Here is a 21,823-nt window from a genome sequence, read left to right on the forward strand (position 1 = left end):
CATTTACTTATGAGGCATTCACTGCATTACCTTGACTTCGGCGCCTTCACCGCGAACCCTGCAGGTTGCGCTGCACCCAGGCCAGGATATTGCCCGTGTCCATGGCCCCGGGCTGGCGCGCCACTTCCCGGCCGTTGCTGAACAGCGCCAGGGTGGGAATGCTGCGGATACCATGGCGCGCGCCCAGTTCCTGGTTGGCTTCGGTATCGACCTTCACCACGCGCAGGCGTGGCTCCAGCTGCCGGGCAGCCTGCGCATAGAACGGCGCCATCGTGCGGCACGGCCCGCACCACGGTGCCCAGAAGTCGACCAGCACGGGGATATCGCTGCGTTCGACGTGTTTCAGGAAACGCGCGCCGGACAAGTCGACCGGCTGGCCGGTAAACAGCGAAGCCTGGCATTTGCCGCAGGTGGGCGCCTCGCCGAGCCGCTCCTGCGGCACGCGGTTGACGGCGTCGCAATGGGGGCAAACGATGTGCAACGGTGTGGTCATGAATCTTCCTGGGCTTTGCGGTTCTTGGCGATGCCGCGGATATTGGTGACGGCAAGGCAGCAGTTTAACGCGATCAATGCCCAGGCGTCGTCGTGCACGCCCCAGGCAATCCACATCGCATTGCTGACCAGGAACACGATGAAACCGGACAGGCGCCGGCGAGCCCGTTGCGAGGCCACCAGCCACGCCGCCAGCAGCGAGGCGGCCATGGCCGGCCATTGCAGCAAATCGATCCAGTCTCCCATGCAAGCACTCCATGCTCATCCATCGAATGGCGAGTGTAGCGCCCGGCCGCCTTGCGTGGCGCATGGCAGCGGCACAGGGGAAGACGATGCGGGAAAGCGATGGCGCGGGCCATGGCACGGTCCCGTCCCGGGCGGATGCCGGGAAAGCACCCAGCGGGAAGCCCGGCGCGAGAAACGCGCGGGGATGAGCCCGGGCCGAGGCGCCCGACGTGGGAACCGCTCGATGCGGCGGCTTGAAGTGGGCAGCCTGAAGTGAGCAGTTTGAGGCTGGCGGATTGATGCTGGCGGATTGATGCTGGCGAATTGATGCTGGCGGACTGAAGCTGGCGGATTGATGCTGGCGGATTGAAGCTGGCCGATTGAAGCCGGCAGATTCGAGCTCTCGGATGGAAGCCGGCAAACTGAAGCAGGCGGACTGAAGCGGCGGTGCGGCATGCCGCACCGCCGGGCACACGGGCGCTCAGCGATTGCGCCAAGCCACTACGATGGCTGCCCTTCCTTGCGCGACTGCCCTGAAGCTGCGCGCGCGGCGGCCTGGGCCGCCTGGGCAGCCTGGCTGGCCATGTCCAGGCCGTTCCCCATCGCGGCACGGGCCTGGCGGGTGGCGCTGTCGACCATGCTGTCCAGCGGGTTGGCCAGCTGGCGCATCGTGTCGTGCTGCTGGCGCAGCGTGCGTTCGGTTTCCTCGGACGTCACGCGCGTGACTTCATCGGTAAACTCGCGGGCCGCGCGCGCCGTCTCGTCGGCATGGTCGCCAGCCACGCGGATCAGCGTGGTCTGGCCATCCGCCGCGATCTTCGACAGTTGCTGCTGGTAAGCCCGGAACCGGTCGGCGACCGGCTGGGCGCGCGAAGCCGTGACGGTGAACACTTCGGTGGGCTTGCCTGCCGTGATCACCGCCTGGCTGGTGGTGGCCAGGTCCTCCAGCCAGGTCTGTGCCAGCCGGAGATGCACTTCATTGACTTGCTGTGCCATCTGGAACAGCGAACGGGACATGTCGTTGAAGAACGCCACCTGGGCCTGCACGTGGCTCTTCGCCGCGGGTGTGATGCTTTGAGAAAAAGGGAACATGGTTGCCTCTTGTCGGATGAATGCAGTGTCAAACCACTGCATGAAATGGATGACGTGAATGACGCTGCGCCTCACGATACGATTCACGATGCGGTCGGCGATGTGATTCACGATGCGATCGACGACGCAACGCGCGATGTGACTCGCGGTGTCATTCACGATGCGATTGGCCAGGCGGTTGCCGATGCGACTGTCGATGTGACTACCGATGTGACTACCGACGTGCCTGGCCAGCGTGTTGCCGATACTATTGGCGATGCTATTGCCGATACAATTGCCGATACTATTGACGATGCTATTGACGATACTATTGCCGATACTATTGACGATACAACGGACGTTTCACTCCACCAGTGGCGGCGCGAATGACAAGGCTACGTGTGCCTCGCGCTCGCGGCATGATCTCGATCAAACGTGCTCACCCTGGTAACGCAATGGCCCGCTATCGTGCGCCGATCCTCTCCGAACGCCGCTATGTTCGAGAAGCGCGTGCCGCGCTGCCGTACGGCGACGAGCGAGCGGGAAGCGTCGGCTGAACCAGCGAGCGGAGCGGAATAAAAGCACGGGCAACGAGCGGGGCGACGAGCATAGACAAGAAGTACAGCAACAAGCACAGCAGCAAACACAGCAACAAACACAGCAGCAAGCACAGCAACAAGCACAAAGCAACGAGCACAAAGCAACGAGCACAAAGCAACGAGCATGGTCAGCAAGCAGGAGCAGCAAGGTCAGTCCGCCGGCACAGTCCGCCAGCGCAGCCAGCCGGCACACTCCGGGGTAACGGGAGTACCACGATGAATGTCACGCTGCTTACCCAGCTCGCGGGAGCGCTGCGCTTTGGCGTGGTCCTGGCGATCGCGCTGCATGCGCTGGCACTGGTGCCGCAATGCCGCGCCCATTACTTCCTGCCGCGTTTCGTGAACGTCAGCCTGTATGGCCTCGTGCTGGGCGTGGCCCATGGCGCCGTGCTGGCGCTGGCCGGCGGCGAACTGGCGCTGGGCGACGGTCATCGCCGCGCCGACACGGTGGCCTGGTGCCTGGCGGCGGCCGTGCTGCTGAATTTGGTCGTGGCGGCGCAGAACCTGCTGGCGGTGGTGGCGCTGCTGTGGCTCCATCGGCCCAGCGCGGTGGTGGCGCACAGCCTGCGCAGCGCCGTGCAGCCCATGGTGTGGAGCAGCGCGGCACTGGCCGTGGCCGCCTACGCCACGGTTCACGGCTGGCTGTGACGCCCCGCCAGGAAACGTTTCAGGTAGGGTGCCGTGCGGCTGTCGGCGATCGTCGCCACGGCTGACGGCGGGCCCGCGGCGACGATGCGCCCCCCTTCCTCGCCGGCCCCGGGGCCGATGTCGATCACCCAGTCGCTGGCCGCCACCACGCGCATGTCGTGTTCCACGGCGATGACGGTATTGCCCGCTTCGACCAGTTTCTGCAGCTGAGCCACAAGCCGTTCCACGTCCGCCGGGTGCAGGCCTGTCGTCGGTTCGTCGAGGATGTACAGCATGCTGCCGCGCGCCGCGCGCTGCAGCTCGGTGGCCAGCTTGATGCGCTGCGCCTCGCCGCCGGACAGTTCGGTGGCGGGCTGGCCCAGCCGCAGGTAGCCGAGGCCGACATCGCGCAGCACTTCCAGCGCACGGCGCAGCGGCGGTTCATCGGCAAAGAATTCCCACGCCGTGTCGACCGTCATCGCCAGCACCTCGGCCACGTTGCGCTCGCGGTACGTCACTTCCAGCGTTTTCGCGTTGTAGCGCGCGCCGCCACAGACCGGGCAAGGCGCGTACACGCTGGGCAGGAACAGCAGCTCGACCATCACGAAGCCCTCGCCCTCGCAATTGGCGCAGCGCCCCTTGGCCACGTTGAACGAGAAGCGGCCGGCATCGTAGCGGCGCGATTTCGCCGTCTTCGTCGCGGCGAACAGCTTGCGCACGTGATCGAACAGGCCGGTGTAGGTGGCCAGGTTCGAGCGGGGCGTGCGCCCGATCGGCTTCTGGTCGACCCGCACCAGCCGGCGTATGCCTTCCAGGCCGGCGGTGATGTGCCCTTCCAGCGTTTCCGGGGCCTGCTGTTCCAGCTCGTCGCCCTCCTCCGGCGCGGCCTCCGGCTCGTGGCCCAGCGCGCGCGCCACCAGTTCGACCAGCACCTGGCTGACGAGGCTCGACTTGCCGGAGCCGGACACCCCCGTCACGGTCGTCAGCACGCCGAGCGGGAATTCGCACGACAGCCGGTGCAGGTTGTTGCGCGTGACCCCGGCCAGTTTCAGCCAGCCCTGGGGCGGACGCGGCGCGCGGGCGGGCGGCGCTTCCTCCGGGAACAGGTAGCGCCGGGTCTGCGATGCTGTCACGGCCTTCAATCCCGCCGGCGCGCCGCTGTACAGTACTTCCCCGCCGCCCTCGCCCGCCGCGGGGCCGACGTCGACCAGCCAGTCGGCATGCCGGATCACGTCCAGCGCATGCTCGACGACGAACAGCGAATTGCCGCCCGCCTTCAGCCGGTCGAGCGCGCGCAGCAGCGCCACCGTATCGGCCGGGTGCAGGCCGGCGGACGGCTCGTCCAGCACGTAGACCACGCCGAACAGGTTCGAGCGCACCTGCGTGGCCAGCCGCAGCCGCTGCAGCTCGCCGGGCGACAGCGTGGGCGTGCCGCGGTCCAGCGCGAGGTAGCCCAGGCCCAGGTCCAGCAGCACGTCCAGGCGCGCCATCACGTCCTGGGCGATGCGCTGCGTGACGATCAGTTTTTCCGGATGCTCGGCGCGCTGCTTCGCGCTGACCTTCGCGGTGCCCGCGGCATAGGGCGCCATGGTGCGGGCCAGCCGCTGCAGCGGCAGCCGCGCCAGTTCCATGATGTCGTGGCCGGCGAACGTGACGGACAGCGCCTCCGGCCGCAGCCGCCGCCCGCGGCATGCGGGGCACTCGGTACTGACCATGTAGCGCGCCACGCGCTTCTTCATCGACGCGCTTTCCGTGGTGGCGAAGGTTTGCAGTACGTACTTGCGCGCGCCGGTAAACGTGCCCTGGTAGCTCGGCGTTTCCTTGCGCTTCAGTGCGCGCTTCGTCTCTTCCGGCGTCAGGCCGGCATACACGGGCACGGTGGGCTGCTCGTCGGTGAAGAGGATCCAGTCGCGGGTTTTCTTCGGCAGCTCGCGCCACGGCGTGTCGACGTCGTAGCCCAGCGTGACGAGGATGTCGCGCAGGTTCTGGCCATGCCAGGCGGTGGGCCAGGCGGCCACGGCGCGCTCGCGGATCGTCAGCGTATCGTCCGGCACCATCGACGCTTCGGTGGCTTCGTACACGCGGCCCAGGCCATGGCATTGCGGGCAGGCGCCTTCCGGGGTATTGGGCGAGAACGATTCGGCGTACAGCAATTCCTGGCCGGGCGGATAGTCGCCGGCGCGCGAGTACAGCATGCGCAGCGAATTGGACAGCGTGGTCACGCTGCCGACCGACGAGCGGGTGGTCGGCGTGCCGCGCTGCTGCTGCAGGGCCACCGCGGGCGGCAGGCCGTCGATCTCGTCCACCTGCGGCACCGGCATCTGGTGGAACAGCCGGCGCGCATACGGCGATACCGATTCCAGGTAGCGGCGCTGCGCCTCGGCATACAGGGTGCCGAAGGCCAGCGACGATTTGCCGGACCCGGAGACGCCGGTGAACACGACGAGGGCGTCGCGCGGGACGTCCAGGTCCACGTTCTTGAGATTGTGTTCGCGCGCGCCGCGCACCGTGACATACCCCGGCCGGGCCTTGCCGCTCATGCCTTGTCCTCGTCGGTTTCGTCGTCGTCCGGCAGCGGCACCACCAGGTGTTCGCCGTCGCGCCCCGCGTAATTGACCTCGGTGCTGACCCGGTGCCACTCGAATGCTTCCGGCCCCAGCGCCATCTGCCGCGCCAGCATTTCGGCCTGCTCGCGCGGCAGTTCCGGATCGAGCCAGGTGGCCGCGTCCGCCGCGTTCAGCACCACCGGGCGGCGATCGTGCACGTCGACCATGCCGCCTTCGGCATCGGCCGTCACCAGCACGAAGCCGGATTCGGCCTTGTTTTCCGGGTTGTCGTCGCGAAGCGGGCGGAAGTCGGCCAGCGCCAGCATGAACAGCGGTTCGCGGTCCTTGCGGTGGATGTGCCAGGGCTGGCGCTTGCCCTTCGCGCCGGTCCACTCATACCAGCCACTCGCGGGCACCACCGCGCGGCCGTTCTTCAGCAGCCGGCTCCAGTAGTTGTTGGTGAGTTTCTCGAGGCGCGCGTTGACGCTGACGGGCAGCTTGTCCGCCGCCCACGAGGCCCGGTAGCCCCAGTGGAGATCGTCGACATGCAGCTTGCCGTCGACCAGGTGCAGCACCGGGCGATAGGTGCCGGGCGCCGCATTGAAGGTCGGCCGGGCCGCGCTGTCATAGACCGCGTCGGCCCAGCCAAAGGCGGCCACGTAGCGCCGCGCGATATCGTTTTGATCGAAACGTCCACACATGTTGCCATGGTAGCAGCATGATCCGTGCCCTTCGCGCACGGCTGCCCGCAATGGCTCGGTTCGTGTCAGGGGGGCATCGCAGGGGTTTCGAGGAGCACCGCTCCTTGCCTGCGATGCGGTGCTGCCTTGCAAGGCAGCACTCCTCCCAGGCACCCTGACACGGACTCAGCCGCTGGTTCAGACCCTCAGCCGTTCAGCCGCTGTATCAGTCGGTCTGGCCCGTCATCGTATCCTTCGGCTGCTCGGTGACATCGCCCCACACCACATAGTCGTCCACCGAGTACAGCTTGCACGGTTCGCGGCTGGCGGCCTGGCAGGCGGCCAGGGCGCGTTCGTTGGGCATTTCGCCTTCCTCGGCCCAGCCCCAGGCGCCGGATGGCGACACGGCGAAGGCGCGCGGCGTCTGCTTGGTGAGGAAGGCCTTGTACTGGCGGCGGCCGTTCTCGGGGAGGAACGGCACGGCGGCCACGTCGTCGAGCGCGGCGAAGTTGGTGCGCGGCTGCGGCGCCGGTTCGGCCACCGCGTACACCTGGTCGGTCGGCATGCCCACCTGGCGCAGGAAGCGCTCCACTTCCGGCAGCCACACCTGCTGGCCGTCGCGGCTGCCCAGCATCGTGTGCGCATCGTGCTTGAACGGGCCGTACGATACCAGCTGCACCTTGCCGCCGTTGGCCGAAAACGCGTCGTACATCCGATTCACCAGCGCCGGGTTGAAGTAACTGTCGTTGGCGCCATACATCCACAGCGTTTCGATGCGGTTCTTGCGGCCGAATTCGGCGAAGGCGCCCACCAGCGACTGCTGCCAGTCGCAGCTGCCGCCGTGTACCTTCAGGCCGCCGGCGAAGTTCATGATGCCGCGCACGCCCGGCAAGTTCTGCGTGGACAGCGCGATGCTGGCCAGCCCGCCGTACGACTGGCCGGCGATCACGATGCGGTCCGGGTCGACATAGCCCTGCTCGCGCGCATAGGCGACGACATCGGCGATATCGCCGGCCTGCTGGTAGCCGTTCGCCTTCATGTTGCAGCCGAAGTCCGAATAGGTGCCGCCGGAGTGCGCGAAGCCGGTGCGCATCGGCACCATCACCGCATAGCCGCGGCGCACGAACTGGGTGGCCATGTAGACGAAGCGGTCGCGCGGCTGGGCGCGCGGGTCGCCCGGCGACTTGCCATGGTTGATGATCAGCAGGGGAAACGGACCGGGGCCGGATGGCTTGTACAGCGTGGTCTCGAGCTTGACGTTCATCCGCGGGCCGGCGGGCACCATCACGATCTGCTCGTTCAGCCGGGCATCGAGCGGCAGCGCCTGCGCGCCGGCGGCGGGCGCAATGGCGGCACAGGACAGCATGGCGGTCGACAGGACAGCGGCAAACTGGCGAAGGCGGGACAGGGCAGACACGGCGAACTCTCGGGAAAATTGGCGTTAGGCAATAACTCGATTCTGGTGTCAATCGTCATGTATTGCAATCCAAAAAGATTAATCTCAGCAATTTTTAAGCATCCAGCAGGCTTCAAGTGTTGCTTTCCAGAACGCCCACGGACGTCGGCCAGCGCCGTTGCGATGGACCGCCATGGCCGATTCGCCAACTCGTTGCCGCGCTGTTCACAGCCGTTCCGCTTTTACGACACCGGCAGGCCGCCGCGCCGCATTGTGCGGGCGGATCGGGAACGATTTCAGTAGACTGGCAGTTCTTCAGAGGGAATACCGCGTGACTATTTCGGCACTGGGCATCGGCTTGACGGGACTGCAAGCCAATGGCAAGGCACTGGGTGTGGCGGCGCATAACACCGCCAACATGAACACCGACCACTTCGTCCCGCAGGGAGCCACCTTCAACGAGGCGCGCCCGGCCGGTACCGGCGTCACGCTGTCGATCGCGGCGCGCGACCTGTCGGCCGTCGAAAACGTCGGCGGCGCGCCGTCCGGCACGGACCCGGCCGCGTCGATCGTCAATTCGCTGGTCTACAAGGCCGGCTTCGAGCTGTCCGCCAAGCTGATCCAGGCAGCCGACGAACGCCTCGGCACGCTGATCGACATCCGCGCCTGAACTTCCCTGTCCCTCCCGTCCGGGAGAGTCCGTTACGCCTGTTCAATTCGTGCCGTTGTGGCATGATCGCCCGATCTCTTTCGACGCGAACCGGGCATGACGTCTACCGAATCTTTCACCCACCTGATTTCCGATTGCGACGGCGTGCTGATCGACAGCGAAGCCGTGGCCCTGCAGGCGCTGGTCGACTACCTGGCACCGCTGCATGCCGACCGCGCCGCGCTGGCGGCGCTGATCCGCCCCCGCCTCGGCCTGAAGCTGGAAGCGCTGGTGCTCGGCGTGTGCGCCGAACTGCGCCTGCCGGAACCCACCGTGCCGGACCTGGCCGTGATGCGCTCGACGGTGGAAGGCGAATGCGACCGCAAGGCGCAGCCGATCCCCGGCGTGCGCGAAGCCTATGCGGCGATCCCGCTGGCGAAGGCGGTGGCCAGCAACAGCCGCCACGTGCGCGTGCAGGGCTTGTTGGCGCGCACCGGCCTGGCGGAGCTGTTCACGGGGGGAATTTATACGGCCGATATCGCCGGGCGCCCGAAGCCGGACCCGGCCGTGTACCTGGCCGCGGCAGGCGGCATGGGCGTATCGCCCGCGCGCTGCATCGTCATCGAGGATAGCGTGACCGGCGTGCACGCGGCGGTGGCCGCCGGCGCGACCGTGCTGGGCTTCGGCGGCGGCGAGCACAGCCCGCCGGACCAGGCACAGCGGCTGCGCGAAGCGGGTGCCGCGCACGTGTTCGCGTCGATGGCGCAACTGCCCGAGCTGGTGGCGCAACTGCGCGCCGGCGCTTCCCTTCAGGCACCCGTCTAGCCGCCCATCGAGCCGCCCATCGACGGCTCGTCGACACCCTTCAGCAAGCCCTCGATCGCATGTTCCTGCACGATCGGCTCGAGCCGGTCGACGACGCGGCACGACAGGTGGCGCCGCACTTCTTCCGGCAGGCTGTCCCAGTAGCCGCGCGTGACTTGCAGGTCGTGCTTGTCGGCGTTGGTACCGTCCGGCGCATCCACGCCGAGCACGAACACGGGGCGCGACTTGTCGGAATGGTTGGCGGTACCGCGGTGTATCGTCAGCGCCGAACGGGCCGAGATGTCGCCCATCTGCGCCAGCTTGCGCTGGGCGCGCGCCTGGTAGCGGGGCCACAGATCCTGCGCCGGGAACATCGGGTGGCCGCCGGCCAGGTCGTCCCACTGCGTGCCGGGGGCGATCTCGAACGGGCCCATGTCTTCGGTCACATCGACCGTGGTGATGTTGAAGGCCAGCGAATTCAGCCGGCGCCCCACCAGCGTTGCCTCGGGCGTGGGGAAATCGCGGTGCCACGGCTGGTGCAGCGCGCCCGGCCCGGGCACGTCGAAGCCGGCCTCCACCACCTTGTAGTCCGGCCCCAGGATCGCCTCGCAGACCGCCACCACCCACGGATGCGTGACGATGTCGACAAAGCCGCGCAGGCGCTCGGGGTGGATCTCGACGTAGAAGCGGTTCGGCCCGCGCGGCAGCGCGCCGCCGGGCTGCCGCTGCGCCTCGGCGAACAGCATGTCGATGTCTTCGCGCAGGCGCTGCACCCACTCGCGTGAAAACGCTCCCTTCAGCGCCGTGAAGCCGTCGCCGTACAGCGCGCCCATGATCGTGGCCACCTCGTAGCCGCCATGCTCGCCCGTGCCATTGCCAGCCGGGCCGGCAGCCTTGTTTCCGGCCGCGTTGCCGATGTCGTTGCGGGTTTCGTTCATCGTGTCCTCCGTTGCCGACATTGTAGGCAAAAGCGCTGGCGGGCGCGGCACGGCTGGCGGTGCGCGCTATGTGCGCGCACGAACAGCAAACGGGCCGCGCGCCCCTTAGCATGGGCCGCACACTGGATCAATTTGGCAACAACGCCGACAACAGCGCCGGCAACCACGGCTCGGGGAGGAGCAACCATGACGATCGGACGGCAAAAGGATGACGCCAGCGTACCGACCGAACAGCAGGCCGATGGACAGGTCATCGGGAAACTCGCTTGCGGCGAACTGGAAGGCAATGCGGTATCGACGCTCGGCAACCCGGGCGTGCGGCACTGGCAGGCCACCTACCTGGAAAACGCGGACCTGGACAACCGCGGCAACATCTTCTTCGCCGCTGTCGAGATGACGCGGATGCCGATGCTGATCACCGATCCCAACCAGCCGGATGATCCCATCGTGTTCGTCAACGGCGCCTTCCTCGACCTGACCCAGTACCAGGAAAGCCAGGTACTGGGCCGCAATTGCCGCCTGCTGCAGGGTCCCGACACGGATCCCCGCACGGTGGCCGAGGTGCGCGAGGCGCTGGCCGAGCAGCGCGCCGTGGCCGTCGACATCCTGAACTACAAGGCCGATGGCACGCCGTTCTGGAACGCCCTGTTCATCGGCCCGATCTTCGACAAGGCCGGCAAGCTGCTGTACTTCTTCGCGTCGCAGATGGATATCACGCAGCGGCGCATCCATGAACAGTCCTACCTGCAGGCGCAGAAGATGGAAGCGATCGGCCAGCTGACGGCCGGCCTGGCGCACGACTTCAACAATCTGCTGCAGGTCGTCAACGGCAATCTCGAACTGGCGCAGCGCATGATCGACGCCAAGCCGCAGGCGCTGCAGGCGATCGGCCGCGCGCAGCGCGCCGCGATGAAGGGCGGCGCGCTGACGCAGCAGCTGCTGACCTTCGCCCGCAAGCAGCGGCTCGAGCCGCGCCGCATCAACCTGAATGCGCTGGTGCTGGAGTTTTCCGAGATGCTGGTGCGCACGCTGGGCCAGGAAGTGCAGCTCCAGCTGGACCTGCGCCCCGGCCTGCCCCATGCGTGCTCGACCCCACTCACCTGGAGATGGCGCTGCTCAATGTGCTGATCAACGCGCGCGATGCGATGCGCGGCGGTGGCAGCGTGACGGTGGGTACATCGGTGCTGGCCGACGCCCGGCGGCTGGCCGTGCACCACCTGGCCCCGGGCCAGTACGTGGTGATCTGCGTGGTCGACCAGGGCACCGGCATGACGCCGGACGTGCTGCGCCGCGCCACCGAACCCTTCTTCACCACCAAGGGGCCGGGCACCGGGCTCGGCCTGGCAATGGTGCACGGCTTCGTGCAGCAGTCGCACGGCCGCCTGGATATCGAGAGCAAGCCCGGCGTGGGCACCACGGTGCGCATGATCTTCCCCGTGGCCGACCAGCCCCAGGTGGCCCCCGCCGCCGCCCCGGACCGCCATACCGGCAATGCCGGCGGCAAGGCCAGGATCCTGCTGGTGGAAGACAACGACGACGTGCGCGAGCTGGGCCGGACCATGCTGGAAGCGCACGGCTATGCGGTGGTGACCGCCGCCAGCGGCGAAGAGGCGCTCCGGCTGCTGGCCGGACAGGATGGGAACGAACACGGCGAGCACGACGACTTCGGCCTGCTGTTTTCCGACGTGATCATGCCCGGCGGGATGACGGGGCTGCAGCTGGCCGAGGAAGTGCGCCGGCGCCGGCCCGGCCTGCCGATCCTGCTGGCCACCGGCTACATGGAACAGTTGCCGGATGCGCGCAGCCCGGCCTTCCCGGTGCTGCCGAAACCCTACAAGGAAAGCGAATTGCTGAGCCGGATCGCCGATGCGCTGGCCGGCCATGGCACGCGGCCGCATCCCGCCAGCGTGTGATCCGGCGCCCGGCGCTGCGTCAGGATCGCCCGGGTCTCGCCCCGGCCCGGGTCACGTGAACAGCGTGGGCCGGATGCCGAGGCTGTCGGTATCGACCACCCACATGGGCCGCCCGCCATGCGCCATGCGCGGGGTGCGCAGTACGTAATCGAAACAGTGGTGCCGGTCCAGCAATGCGATCGACGGGGGCAGCATCGCCAGCACGCGCATCCGCGCGCAGCCGGGGATCGTGCGCAATGCCCGCGCCAGCTGGAAGCCGTCCAGGTAGCGCAAGTCCAGGCCCAGCACCGCCGCGGTGGGAAAGAAGGCGCGCGCCTTGTCGAGCGCGGCCACGCCATCGAAGGCGATGCGCACGGAGAACCCGGCGGTGCCGAAGGTGCGCGCCAGGGCCTCTGCCATCGCATGGTCGGCGCTGGCCACCAGCACCCGGTCGCCCGGCTTGAACGGTGTGATCAGTGATGCAGTCGTCATGCTTTCCTCCCCCTCATGAAGGCAGATTCTGGCACGGGCCGGTCGACGCGTTGTAGGTATTTGACTCGTAGCGGCGTGGGATCAGGCCGAAGCGCCTGCGTGGCGCGCGCCCGCGCCGGATAGCGCTATGCTGCAATGCACGCCGCAACCAGCCCTGACCTCCGCGAGGCCGCGCCATGGACGATACGGATGACCCGGTAAGACTGCCCTTCCGCGATCGCGCCCAGGCCGCCCAGCTGCTGGCCGAGCGCGTGCTGCGCTGGCGCGGCTGCAAGCCGCTGGTCCTGGCCATTCCCCGTGGCGCCGTGCCGATGGGCCGCATCGTCGCGGACCGCATCGAAGGCGAACTCGACGTGGTCATGGTGCGCAAGATCGCCTCGGCGTTCGATTCCGAGCTGGCTGTCGGTGCCGTGGACGAACATGGCACCGTGGAACTGGCCCCCTATTTCCACCGCACCCGTACCGGCATGGACTGGGTCGACGCCCAGGTGCGCGACCAGGTGGCGCTGATGCAGCGCCGCCGCGCCGCCTATGGTCCGTCGGCGGACGTGCGCGACCGCGTCGTGCTCGTCATCGACGATGGCCTGGCCACCGGGTCGACCATGGCGGCCGCGCTGCGCGTGCTGCGCGAGCGCGGGCCGCGCCGGCTGCACGCCTGCGTGCCGGTGGCGTCCGCCGAAGCGGTGGCATTGATCGCGCCGCTGTGCGACGACGTCACCGTGCTGGCCACGCCCTTCAATTTCGTGTCGGTGAGCCGGCACTACGAGGTGTTCCCCCAGATCGAGGAAGCCGAAGTGATCCGGCTGCTCGACCGAGTGGCCTGAACTACCGCCCCGGCCTGCCGCACTGAACAACCGCCCTGGCCTGCCGTCGTGGTCTGACCTTCTGTCTTTTCCTACACGCGCCGGCGTTCCGTTCCTATACCGATCGGGCTCGCCTGCCGCCATCATGCGCTGGCCGGCGCACGTGCGCCGCTTCAAACCACCGATCAACCCAACCACCGATCAACCCACCACCGGGAGAACGACATGGCAACCAAGGAACCCCGCGAGCACCTGCTCGACTGGCTGCGCGATGCGCATGCGATGGAACAGCAGGCCGAAACGATGTTGAAGGCGCAGGCCGACAGGCTGGTGCACTATGGCACGCTGAAGGCGCGCGTGCTGCAGCACCTGGAAGAAACCGAATGGCAGAAGGCGCAACTGGAACAATGCATTGCGCGGCTGGGCGGCAGCCCGTCGGCGCTGAAGGACCTGTCGATGAAGATGATGGCATTCGGCCAGGCCGCGATGGGCATGGCGGTCGACGATGAAGTGGTGAAGAACTCCCTGCAGAGCTATGTCTTCGAGAACATGGAAATCGCCAGCTACACGGTGCTGATCGCCGCCGCCGAGCAGGCCGGCGACATCGAAACGCGCGACGTGTGCCAGCAGATCCTGGCGCAGGAAGTGGCGATGGCCAAGTGGGTGCTCGACCACCTGCCGGGCACGACCAACGCGTTCCTCACCCGTTCGGCGATGCCGGGGATGGAAGCCAAGGTGTGATCGGCGCGCTCAGAATGAGTTCGCTGTGCTGGACGGTAGTGCAGGCAGGCTTCATCCGGCACATTGACAGCGCATGCATTCACCCCAACGGCGAAGGGCCGGGGTCAGGAGGGAGTGCTGGCCTGCAGGCCAGCACTGTTCCGCAGGCGCGAAGCATGCTTCGCGAAACCCCTGCTTCACCCCGGCGGGGCGTAGCCGGGGTTTCAAGGAGCATCGCTCCTTGCCGGCGTAGCGGTACTGGCCTGCATGCCAGTACTCCTCCCTGACCCCGGCATTTGCACTTGGGGTGGAATTGACTCAACGGCAGTACGCGCTGATGCGTATAGTTTTCGGCGCGGCGATGCGCCTAGGCCAGCGCCGTATCCAGCACCATCATCAGGATGAACCCGGCCACCACCGAACACGAGGCACTCTTCGCATGGCCATGCCGGTGCGCCTCGGGAATCACGTCGTGGCTGATCACGAACAGCATCGCGCCCGCGGCCAGCGCCAGGCCCCACGGCAACATCCATTGCGCATATTCGATCAGCACGGCACCGCCCACGGCGGCCACCGGTTCGATGAGCCCGGAAGCGATGCCCAGCGCGCAGGAGAACAGCCGGCCGTAGCCGACCGTGCGCAGCGCCAGCGCCACCACCAGGCCTTCCGGGACATCCTGGATCGAGATGCCGGTGGCGAGGCTGTGCGCCTTCGCCACGTCGGCCCCGGCATAGGCCACGCCGATGGCGAGCCCTTCCGGCAAATTGTGGATCGCCACCGCGGCCACGAACAGCCAGGCGCGCTTGAGCGAATCGCTGCGCGCCGCATCCACCCCTTCGAGGATGGTTTGTTCGCGCACCAGGCTATCGAGCAGCAGCACCAGGCCCATGCCCAGCAGGATGCCGCCGCCCGCGATCGCGCTGGCTTCGAAGGCGCCCGCACCCTGCCCCTTGGCTGCCGCGATCGCCGGGATCACCAGCGAGAACGCGGTGGCGGCCAGCATCACGCCGGCGCCGAAGCCCAGGAAGCCATCGTAGGTGCGTTGCGAGAAATTCTGCGACAGCAGCACGGGCAAGGTACCCAGTGCCGTCGCCAGGGCGGCGGTGGCGCCGCCCATGAGTGCACCGTGCACGCTGGCGTCGAACGCCTGCACGCCGCTGACGATTTCATGCAGCAGCGCCAGCGCTCCGCCGAGGCAGATCGCGGCACCGAGCGCATAGCGCCAGACGGGGAAGACGCGCGCCAGCGGCATGTCAGTGCCTCGTCAGGCCGTCAGGCTTCGCGTGCGGCACGGAACCATCCGGCGTCGACGGGATCTTGCCGCCCGCGGCGGAAGCCGAGTCGATCGAGCCCGGGTCGGCCGTCATGCCGAGCTCGGCGCCGGTCAGCGGATCGGCGCTCGGGTCGGACATCGTGCGCATCGCCATCTGGTTCAGCAGCGCGGCATCGTCGGAGTCCAGCGTGACGCTGGCTTCGCCGCCGCCACCGTCCACGCCCATCTGCTGGTCGCGGTCGGACACCACCTGCCACTTCTCGCCGCTGTTCCATGGGCCGTTGAGTTCCGGGCCGCCTTGCGACATGTTGTAGTAGACCGAGGCGAATTCCGGCCGGCCGGCCGTTTTCCCCGGCGGGAAATTCGGCTGGATGGCGTACAGGGCCTTCTCGAACGACTTCTGGTGGGCGATCTCGCGCGTCATCAGGAAGCCCAGCGCTTCACGCACGCCCGGGTCGGGCGTCAGCGCGATCAGGCGCTCGTAGACGATCTTGGCGCGCGCCTCGGCGGCGATGTTCGAGCGCAGGTCGGCGGTCGGTTCGCTGATCGAGTCGATATACGCCGCCGTCCAGGGCACGCCGGCCGAGTTGGTCAGCGGAGCACCCGCGCCATACAGCACCTGGGTGATGTGGCTGTCGTTGCCGGCACCGGTGATGCGGCGGTACATCTCGCCTTCCTCGTCGACCGCTTCCGACAGGCGGCCCTTGGCGCCCTTGTTCAGCATGCAGACGATATTGCCGATCACTTCGAGGTGGCTGAGCTCTTCGGTGGCGATGTCGAACAGCATGTCCTTGCGGCCTGGATCGTCCTCGGCGACGGCTTGCGTGAAGTAGCGCATGGCCGCGGCCAGCTCGCCCTGCGGGCCGCCGAATTGTTCGAGCATCAGGTTCGCCAAACCGGGATTCGGTTCGCTGACCCGTACGGTGTATTGCAAACGCTTGTTATGTGCAAACATTACTCGCTCCTATCGGTTATGGGTGCAGTGCCTTGACGGCCGAGACCGCGCGACACCGGCATGCACATCATGAACGTTTAGAAAATCAGCAACTATAGGAACGCAACGGCCGCCCTTGTAGGACAATTACCGAGCAATTTGAAACATCGCGCACAAGCGCACCCAGGGCCGGCGCACGGCACCGCCCCCGGGCTCGCCGCCCTATGCTGGCTGCTCAGTCGCTTCGGTGGACACCAGCAGCCGCCGCAGCACTTCGCCGTCGCGCTGCACCGCGGCGGCTTGTGCCAGGTAATCGCCCGCCGTTTCCGCGTAGCCCGCGCTGATCGCGCTGTCGGCCATCTGGCGCAGCAGCTTTTCCTTTTCGGACAGCGCACGCACGGCCGACCACAGCGATGCCTCCACGGCTTCGCCCTGCTCCGCGCACAGGTGGCGTTCGGTGAACGCGTGGCCTGTATGGCAGCGGAACCGCGTGGGCGTGGTACCGCGAATTTCCCACAGCGTACCATGACATTCCGGGCAGGTGAATGTCGACGGCGCGCCAATCTGTGACAGGGTTTCCACGTCGGCAGTCTCCGTCATCAAGCGGTTTTCCAGGTTGACCCAGTCGGGCACTTCACGCCGCTGGCCGCGCGCCGCGGCCAGGTTGTCATCGAGCATGCGCTCCAGCGCGGGGCCGATGTCGGCCACCGGCAGCACGCGGTCCACCGCCACGTTGCGGATCGCGCTTTCCGGCATGTCCGGCGCCTGGGCTTCCTCGGGCACCTGCACGATGGCCTTGCCGCCGCATGCCTTGATGGCCTGCAGGCCGGCGGTGCCGTCGTCCAGCATGCCGGTCAGGATCACGCCGATCGCCCTCGGTCCGTAGGCCGCGGCGGCCGAGCGGAACAGCGGGTCGATGGCCGGCCGCGCGTGGTTCTCGCGGGCACCACGCGACAGCACCACGCGCCGCTGGCCACCGTCGCCCGGATCGCGCCTGACGACCAGGTGGAAGTCCGGCGGCGCGACCAGGATACGGCCGGGCTCGAGCACGTCGCCGTCGCGCGCGTGGCGTACCGGCAGGCGCGAGTTGCGCGCCATCAGCGACGGCAGGATGCTGTCGTGGTTTCCGATGTGCATGACGATCAGCACGGCCGCCGGCAAGTTCGGCGGCAGGCCGGCCACGAAGGACTGTAATGCGGCAACGCCTCCCGTGGAGGCGCCGACGACGACCGCGTCGTCCGCGGCAAAAATTGGGCGCAGGTTCATTGGCCAAGGTTGCCCCAGCACTCCTGCGCGGTCAGTGCGTTGGGCCACATTGACCGCCATGGGATGGCCCCGGCTACCCGCGCGGCAACAGCCGGACCAGGCGCTCGTTCAGCAGTTCGAGCGTGACGGGCTTGGTCATGAAATCGGAGAAGCCGGCCGCGCGGGCCCGCTGGATGTCCTGCTCGCGGGCCAGGCCGCTCAGCGCGATGGCCGGCAGGTCTTGCAGCGCCGGCTGGGCGCGCACCGCCTGGATGAACTGGAAGCCATCCATGTCCGGCATCGACAGGTCGGAAATCACCACGTCCACGCGCTGCTCGCGCAACAGTTCCAGTGCGCGCTGCGCGCTGGTGGTGACGAATACCTCGGCGCCCTCCAGTTCGAGCAGCGCCTGGAAGGTTTCCGCCGTGTCCTCGGTATCGTCGAGGACCAGCACGCGCCGGCCCGCCAGCGCGCTGGCCTGGCCCTGCGCACTGTCGCCATCGTCGGCGGCGTGCTGGCCGGCCAGCGGCAGCCAGACGGTGAAACGGCTGCCCTTGCCGGGGCCGTCCGAAGCGGCCGCCACCTGCCCGCCATGCAGCTCGACGAGCTGGCGCACCAGCGCCAGGCCGATGCCCAGTCCCGCCTTGCTGCGCACCGCCTGCGCGCTGCCCTGGCGGTACATGCGGAACACGTCCGGCAGGTGGTCGGCCTGGATGCCGGCGCCGGTATCGGTCACGTCCAGCCGCGCCATGCCATCCTCGCGCACCAGCCGCAGCGTGACGGTGCCGCCGGCCGGCGTGAATTTCACCGCGTTGCTGAGCAGGTTCAGCATGACCTGCTCGACGCGCACCGGATCGGCCGACACCACCAGCGGATCTTCGGGCAGCATCACGCGCAGGGTCAGGCCTTCCACCACCGGATCGGCGCGCATCACCTCGACCAGCCGCGTGGCGGTATGGGCCAGGTCGATCTCGCGGCAGGCCAGCGCCAGCTTGCCGGTGTTGACGCGCGACATGTCCATCAAGTCTTCGATGATCTTGGCCTGGCTGGCCACGGAATTGCGGATGATCGAGGCGGCCCGCAGCGCCGGCGGCGATTGCCGCACGGCCGGCAGGCGCGCCAGCAGTTCCACGTTGATGTAGATGAGGTTCAGCGGATGGCGCAGCTCGTGCGACATCACGGCCAGGAACTCGTCCTTCAGCGCGCTGTCGGTCTCGGCCTGGGTGCGGCTGGCCTGCTCGGACCACAGGGCGGCCTCGCGGCGCCGCTCCTGCTGGGCACGCGAAGTCTGGTCGCGGGCGATCTTGGCAAAGCCGCGGAACTGGGCGTTGTGCAGCGGCGTGGTGACGCCGGCGCAAAAGAAGCGCGTGCCTTCCTTGCGCACATGCCAGCGCTCGTCCTCGGCGCGGCCTTCCTCGGTGGCGCGGCGCCGCTCGTCATCGGGCGCGCCGCCGGCCAGGTCTTCCGGCGTGAAAATCATGTCCAGGCTGGCGCCCACCGCTTCTTGCTCGCTCCAGCCGAAGGTGCGCTCGGCGCCCTTGTTCCAGCTGGTGACGATGCCCTCGGCATCGGTGGTGACGATGGCGTAGTCGTCGGTGCTTTCCGCCACCAGCCGCATCCACATCTCGCCGGTGCGCACCTGCTCCTCCGCCTCGCGGCGGCGGGTGATGTCGAAGAACGTCATCACGGCGCCTTCGATCTTGTCCTCGGTGGTGCGGTAGGGCAGCAGGCGCACGATGTAGTAGCGGCCGTCGCTGCTGCGCACTTCGCGCTCTACCGGGCGCAGCGTTTCAAAGGTGGACAGCACGTCGCCGGCCAGCTGGTCGTAGTCGAGCCGGTGGGTGATGTCGAGCAGCGAGCGGCCGATGTCGGTGGGGATGATCGAGAAGATGTCCGCCGCGCGCGGCGTGAAGCGCTTGATGCGCATGGCCCGGTCGACGAAGACGGTGGCGATGTCGGTCGAGGCGATCAGGTTGTTCAGGTCGTCGTTGGCCTTGCCGGTTTCCTCGACCTTCACCTTCAGCTCGTAGTTGACGGTGATGAGTTCCTCGTTGACCGACTGCAGCTCTTCCTTCGAGGTTTCCAGTTCTTCGGTGGCCGAGCGCAATTCCTCGTTGATCGCCTGCAGCTCCTCGTTCGACGCGCGCAGTTCCTCGTTGGAGACTTCGGCGTGCTCGATGGTTTCCTGCAGCTTTTCCTTGCTGCGCTGCAGTTCCGCTTCCAGCTGTTCCAGCACCAGGTCCTTGTGCGGCGCCTGCGGCTTGGCCGCGTCGCCGGCACTGGCCAGCCGCGTCTCGTCGAACACCACCAGCGCGAAGTCCATGCTGGCCAGCTCGTCGTTGAACGGCCGCACCGCGATGCTGACGTAATAGTCCTGGTCGTCGCGCCGGACCAGCACGCGCTGGCCCTCGACGCTCTGGCCGCTCTGCTGGGCCTGGTACAGCGCCGTGCGCAATTCCAGCCGCAGTTCCGGCAAAACCAGCGCCAGCGCATTGCGCGACGGCTCGCCGCCGACATGGCGCAGGAAGCGTCCTGCCGTATCGGACATGTGGACGATATTGGTTTCGCGATCCACTACCAGGCTGGGCGATGCGAACTTCGCCAGTGCCCGCTGGTGCACGTCGGCATAGGAGAACTGGCGCCGTACGCCGCCCGCCGCATGCACCAGTTCGGGCACGCGGCTGATCGGCGCGTGCGACAGCACCGGCACGTAGCGCGCCGCGCGGGATAGCGGACGGGCCCGGTAAATGCGGTTCTTCTTGTCGTACGGCACGAAAAATTCCGCCGCCGCGTCGGCCGATTCGGACGAGCCGAGGAACAGGAAACCATCCGGCCGCAGCGCGGAATGGAACATCTGCATCACGCGCAACTGCACGTCGCGGTTCAGGTAGATCAGCAGGTTGCGGCAGGAAATCATGTCCAGCTTCGAAAACGGCGGATCGCGCAGCAGGTTGTGCGAGGCAAACAGGATGCGGTCGCGCAGCGTCTTGCGGATGCGGTAGCGGTCGTCTTCCTTCGTGAAGAACTGGCGCATGCGCGAGGGCGGCACGTCCATCACGATCGACGCCGGGTAGACGCCGGCGCGGGCGGTGGCGATCGCATGCTCGTCGATGTCCGAGGCGAACACCTGGACTTCCGGCGGGCGCTCCTTTTGCAGCGCGTGGTCGGCCAGCAGCATCGCCACCGAATAGGCTTCCTGGCCGGAGGCGCAGGCGGCCACCCACACCCGCACCTGCTCGCCGCGCACCTTGCCGAGGAACAGTTCCGGGATGACCTCGCGCTCGAGCGCCTCGAAGGCTTCGCGGTCGCGGAAGAAATTGGTCACGCCGATCAGCATGTCGTTGAGCAGGGCCTTGAATTCGCCCGGCTCGTTGTCGAGCAGCTGGGCATACTCGGGCAGCGTGGCCACGCCCTTCACCTGCAGCCGCCGTTCGATGCGGCGCAGCACCGTGGCGCGCTTGTAGTTGCGGAAATCGTGGCCGGTGTGCGCGCACAGCATGGCGATCACGTTCTGCAGCGCGGCTTCGTCGTCGACCTTGTCTTCTTCCGGCACGGTGCCGATCGGCTCGTCGCCGTCGCCGAGCGGCGGCAGCTGGATATGGCGGGCGTTTTCCCACAGCTCCACCAGCTTGGCCGGCAGCTCGGCGGCCGGCAGCACGAAGTCGATCATGCCGGTGCCGATCGCCGCGCTCGGCATGCCGTCGTGTTCCGCATCGGTGGGCTCCTGCGCCAGCGTCACACCGCCCTCCTCCTTGATCCGCTCGATGCCCACGGCGCCATCGGAACCGGTGCCGGACAGTACGACGGCAAAGGCGCGCTCCCGGTGGGCCATCGCCAGCGTGCGGAAGAACACATCGATCGCCACGTGGTGGCCGGGCGTTCGCGCCAGTTCCGACACGCCGAGGTGGCCGTCATCCATCGACAGTTGCTGGTTCGGGGCGATCACGTAGACATGTTCGGGCTCGATGCGCACCCGCTCGGTGACCTGGATCACGGGCATGTAGGTGGCCCGCTGCAGCACGTTGTCCGCCGAGCTCTCGTGCTTGGGTGACAGGTGCAGGATCACGACAAAGGCCATGCCGTTTCCTGGCTTCACGTTCTCGAACAGGCGCAGCAGGGCCTGCAGGCCGCCGGCCGACGCCCCCAGCCCGACGACCGGGAAGCGGAGGTGGCTGCGGCTGACGACGGGATCGGTGTCACTGCCCTGCGGCGTGGGGGTGTGCGGCATGGAGAATTGTCGTTGTATGGAAGGCACTGAAGTCTACTCCAATCATGCTGGAAGGTTAAGCACAACCGTCCTATGCAGGGGGCTCACAGGCTTTTGACCACAAGATCACCAAAAGGTTCGTTTGCGAAGGGCATCATGGTTGACACCGGCAGGCCCGGACGGCACACTGCCGCCCCTCCGGCCACCTGCCCCTGCCCGCCTGTTCAGGA

At 67.5% G+C, this 21,823-nt stretch carries 20 protein-coding genes; 8 read left to right on the forward strand and 12 right to left on the reverse strand.

The window, feature by feature from the left end; translation table 11 throughout:
- Nucleotides 1–46: 46 nt before the first annotated feature.
- The 3 genes from trxC to OU994_RS21735 form a co-directional block, all read right to left on the reverse strand.
- Entirely contained in the window at nucleotides 47–493 is a 447-nt protein-coding gene (gene trxC, locus OU994_RS21725; protein ID WP_281607617.1) for a thioredoxin TrxC, read from the reverse strand.
- Nucleotides 490–738: a hypothetical protein gene (locus OU994_RS21730; RefSeq protein ID WP_281607618.1), complete on the reverse strand. Its 249-nt coding sequence runs from the start codon at nucleotides 736–738 to the stop codon at nucleotides 490–492. The genes trxC and OU994_RS21730 overlap by 4 nt, the downstream gene beginning before the upstream one ends.
- A 480-nt stretch (nucleotides 739–1,218) precedes the next feature.
- On the reverse strand, nucleotides 1,219–1,809 hold the full coding sequence (locus tag OU994_RS21735) for a phasin family protein (protein ID WP_131145121.1): 591 nt from the start codon (nucleotides 1,807–1,809) through the stop codon (nucleotides 1,219–1,221).
- A 45-nt stretch (nucleotides 1,810–1,854) separates the two neighbouring features.
- Between OU994_RS21735 and OU994_RS21740 the strand changes: the two genes are divergently transcribed.
- Nucleotides 1,855–2,178, forward strand: a complete 324-nt coding sequence (locus OU994_RS21740) for a hypothetical protein (protein ID WP_281607619.1) — start codon at nucleotides 1,855–1,857, stop codon at nucleotides 2,176–2,178.
- Nucleotides 2,179–2,603: 425 nt separating this feature from the next.
- Nucleotides 2,604–3,035 (forward strand): hypothetical protein, encoded by a 432-nt coding sequence (locus tag OU994_RS21745; protein ID WP_281607620.1) that lies wholly within the window; start codon nucleotides 2,604–2,606, stop codon nucleotides 3,033–3,035.
- Here OU994_RS21745 and OU994_RS21750 read toward each other — a convergent pair.
- The 3 genes from OU994_RS21750 to OU994_RS21760 all read right to left on the reverse strand — a co-directional run bounded on the left by OU994_RS21750 (nucleotide 3,020) and on the right by OU994_RS21760 (nucleotide 7,657).
- The gene (locus tag OU994_RS21750; RefSeq protein WP_281607621.1) at nucleotides 3,020–5,554 is read right to left on the reverse strand and encodes an excinuclease ABC subunit UvrA; all 2,535 of its coding nucleotides are present in this window, start codon (nucleotides 5,552–5,554) and stop codon (nucleotides 3,020–3,022) included. The two genes, OU994_RS21745 and OU994_RS21750, sit on opposite strands and share 16 nt — an antisense overlap.
- Entirely contained in the window at nucleotides 5,551–6,261 is a 711-nt protein-coding gene (locus OU994_RS21755; protein ID WP_281607622.1) for an SOS response-associated peptidase, read from the reverse strand. Before OU994_RS21755 ends, OU994_RS21750 begins: the two co-directional genes overlap by 4 nt.
- Before the next feature lie 205 nt (nucleotides 6,262–6,466).
- Complete coding sequence (locus tag OU994_RS21760) at nucleotides 6,467–7,657, reverse strand: dienelactone hydrolase family protein (RefSeq protein WP_281607623.1); 1,191 nt, start codon at nucleotides 7,655–7,657, stop codon at nucleotides 6,467–6,469.
- Between the two features lie 310 nt (nucleotides 7,658–7,967).
- On the opposite strand from OU994_RS21760, the gene OU994_RS21765 reads away from it, so the two are divergent.
- Both OU994_RS21765 and OU994_RS21770 read left to right on the forward strand, forming a co-directional pair.
- Complete coding sequence (locus tag OU994_RS21765; RefSeq protein WP_229420776.1) at nucleotides 7,968–8,306, forward strand: flagellar basal body rod C-terminal domain-containing protein; 339 nt, start codon at nucleotides 7,968–7,970, stop codon at nucleotides 8,304–8,306.
- 96 nt (nucleotides 8,307–8,402) lie between these two features.
- The gene (locus OU994_RS21770) at nucleotides 8,403–9,110 is read left to right on the forward strand and encodes an HAD-IA family hydrolase (protein WP_281607624.1); all 708 of its coding nucleotides are present in this window, start codon (nucleotides 8,403–8,405) and stop codon (nucleotides 9,108–9,110) included.
- Here the strand turns inward: OU994_RS21770 and OU994_RS21775 are convergent.
- Nucleotides 9,107–10,027: a phytanoyl-CoA dioxygenase family protein gene (locus OU994_RS21775; RefSeq protein ID WP_281607625.1), complete on the reverse strand. Its 921-nt coding sequence runs from the start codon at nucleotides 10,025–10,027 to the stop codon at nucleotides 9,107–9,109. The two genes, OU994_RS21770 and OU994_RS21775, sit on opposite strands and share 4 nt — an antisense overlap.
- Nucleotides 10,028–10,213: 186 nt before the next feature.
- Between OU994_RS21775 and OU994_RS21780 the strand changes: the two genes are divergently transcribed.
- Complete coding sequence (locus OU994_RS21780; protein ID WP_281607626.1) at nucleotides 10,214–11,155, forward strand: PAS domain-containing protein; 942 nt, start codon at nucleotides 10,214–10,216, stop codon at nucleotides 11,153–11,155.
- Nucleotides 11,110–11,940, forward strand: a complete 831-nt coding sequence (locus OU994_RS21785; protein ID WP_281607627.1) for an ATP-binding protein — start codon at nucleotides 11,110–11,112, stop codon at nucleotides 11,938–11,940. The genes OU994_RS21780 and OU994_RS21785 overlap by 46 nt, the downstream gene beginning before the upstream one ends.
- A gap of 51 nt (nucleotides 11,941–11,991) precedes the next feature.
- Here OU994_RS21785 and OU994_RS21790 read toward each other — a convergent pair whose 3' ends face one another.
- Complete coding sequence (locus OU994_RS21790) at nucleotides 11,992–12,411, reverse strand: hypothetical protein (RefSeq protein ID WP_281607628.1); 420 nt, start codon at nucleotides 12,409–12,411, stop codon at nucleotides 11,992–11,994.
- Nucleotides 12,412–12,587: 176 nt separating this feature from the next.
- Here OU994_RS21790 and OU994_RS21795 point away from each other — a divergent pair, with 176 nt between their 5' ends.
- Nucleotides 12,588–13,235 carry a phosphoribosyltransferase gene (locus OU994_RS21795; RefSeq protein ID WP_281607629.1) on the forward strand — a complete coding sequence of 216 codons (648 nt, stop codon included), beginning with the start codon at nucleotides 12,588–12,590 and terminating at the stop codon, nucleotides 13,233–13,235.
- A gap of 204 nt (nucleotides 13,236–13,439) precedes the next feature.
- Nucleotides 13,440–13,955: a ferritin-like domain-containing protein gene (locus tag OU994_RS21800; protein ID WP_281607630.1), complete on the forward strand. Its 516-nt coding sequence runs from the start codon at nucleotides 13,440–13,442 to the stop codon at nucleotides 13,953–13,955.
- A gap of 346 nt (nucleotides 13,956–14,301) precedes the next feature.
- Here the strand turns inward: OU994_RS21800 and OU994_RS21805 are convergent, their stop codons facing one another.
- The 4 genes from OU994_RS21805 to OU994_RS21820 form a co-directional block, all read right to left on the reverse strand.
- Nucleotides 14,302–15,186, reverse strand: coding sequence for a ZIP family metal transporter (locus OU994_RS21805; RefSeq protein WP_281607631.1), 885 nt, complete (start codon nucleotides 15,184–15,186; stop codon nucleotides 14,302–14,304).
- Between the two features lies 1 nt (nucleotide 15,187).
- Nucleotides 15,188–16,162, reverse strand: a complete 975-nt coding sequence (locus OU994_RS21810) for a manganese catalase family protein (protein WP_281607632.1) — start codon at nucleotides 16,160–16,162, stop codon at nucleotides 15,188–15,190.
- Nucleotides 16,163–16,363: 201 nt separating this feature from the next.
- A complete protein-coding gene (locus OU994_RS21815; protein WP_281607633.1) occupies nucleotides 16,364–17,407 on the reverse strand; it encodes a chemotaxis protein CheB in 1,044 nt (347 codons plus the stop codon).
- Nucleotides 17,408–17,480: 73 nt separating this feature from the next.
- Entirely contained in the window at nucleotides 17,481–21,614 is a 4,134-nt protein-coding gene (locus OU994_RS21820; RefSeq protein ID WP_281607634.1) for a CheR family methyltransferase, read from the reverse strand.
- Between the last annotated feature and the right edge of the window lie 209 nt (nucleotides 21,615–21,823).

The sequence above is a fragment of the Pseudoduganella sp. SL102 genome (genome assembly GCF_027856995.1).
GTDB classification, from domain to species: domain Bacteria; phylum Pseudomonadota; class Gammaproteobacteria; order Burkholderiales; family Burkholderiaceae_D; genus Rugamonas; species Rugamonas albidiflava.

Coding starts and splice junctions, on each gene's coding strand:
- OU994_RS21775 (WP_281607625.1), bottom strand. CDS start 10,027: ATGAACGAAACCCGCAACGACATCGGCAACGCGGCCGGAAACAAGGCT.
- OU994_RS21750 (WP_281607621.1), bottom strand. CDS start 5,554: ATGAGCGGCAAGGCCCGGCCGGGGTATGTCACGGTGCGCGGCGCGCGC.
- OU994_RS21790 (WP_281607628.1), bottom strand. CDS start 12,411: ATGACGACTGCATCACTGATCACACCGTTCAAGCCGGGCGACCGGGTG.
- OU994_RS21745 (WP_281607620.1), top strand. CDS start 2,604: ATGAATGTCACGCTGCTTACCCAGCTCGCGGGAGCGCTGCGCTTTGGC.
- OU994_RS21735 (WP_131145121.1), bottom strand. CDS start 1,809: ATGTTCCCTTTTTCTCAAAGCATCACACCCGCGGCGAAGAGCCACGTG.
- OU994_RS21800 (WP_281607630.1), top strand. CDS start 13,440: ATGGCAACCAAGGAACCCCGCGAGCACCTGCTCGACTGGCTGCGCGAT.
- OU994_RS21820 (WP_281607634.1), bottom strand. CDS start 21,614: ATGCCGCACACCCCCACGCCGCAGGGCAGTGACACCGATCCCGTCGTC.
- OU994_RS21770 (WP_281607624.1), top strand. CDS start 8,403: ATGACGTCTACCGAATCTTTCACCCACCTGATTTCCGATTGCGACGGC.
- OU994_RS21815 (WP_281607633.1), bottom strand. CDS start 17,407: ATGAACCTGCGCCCAATTTTTGCCGCGGACGACGCGGTCGTCGTCGGC.
- OU994_RS21795 (WP_281607629.1), top strand. CDS start 12,588: ATGGACGATACGGATGACCCGGTAAGACTGCCCTTCCGCGATCGCGCC.
- OU994_RS21730 (WP_281607618.1), bottom strand. CDS start 738: ATGGGAGACTGGATCGATTTGCTGCAATGGCCGGCCATGGCCGCCTCG.
- OU994_RS21740 (WP_281607619.1), top strand. CDS start 1,855: ATGGATGACGTGAATGACGCTGCGCCTCACGATACGATTCACGATGCG.
- trxC (WP_281607617.1), bottom strand. CDS start 493: ATGACCACACCGTTGCACATCGTTTGCCCCCATTGCGACGCCGTCAAC.
- OU994_RS21780 (WP_281607626.1), top strand. CDS start 10,214: ATGACGATCGGACGGCAAAAGGATGACGCCAGCGTACCGACCGAACAG.
- OU994_RS21805 (WP_281607631.1), bottom strand. CDS start 15,186: ATGCCGCTGGCGCGCGTCTTCCCCGTCTGGCGCTATGCGCTCGGTGCC.
- OU994_RS21810 (WP_281607632.1), bottom strand. CDS start 16,162: ATGTTTGCACATAACAAGCGTTTGCAATACACCGTACGGGTCAGCGAA.
- OU994_RS21755 (WP_281607622.1), bottom strand. CDS start 6,261: ATGTGTGGACGTTTCGATCAAAACGATATCGCGCGGCGCTACGTGGCC.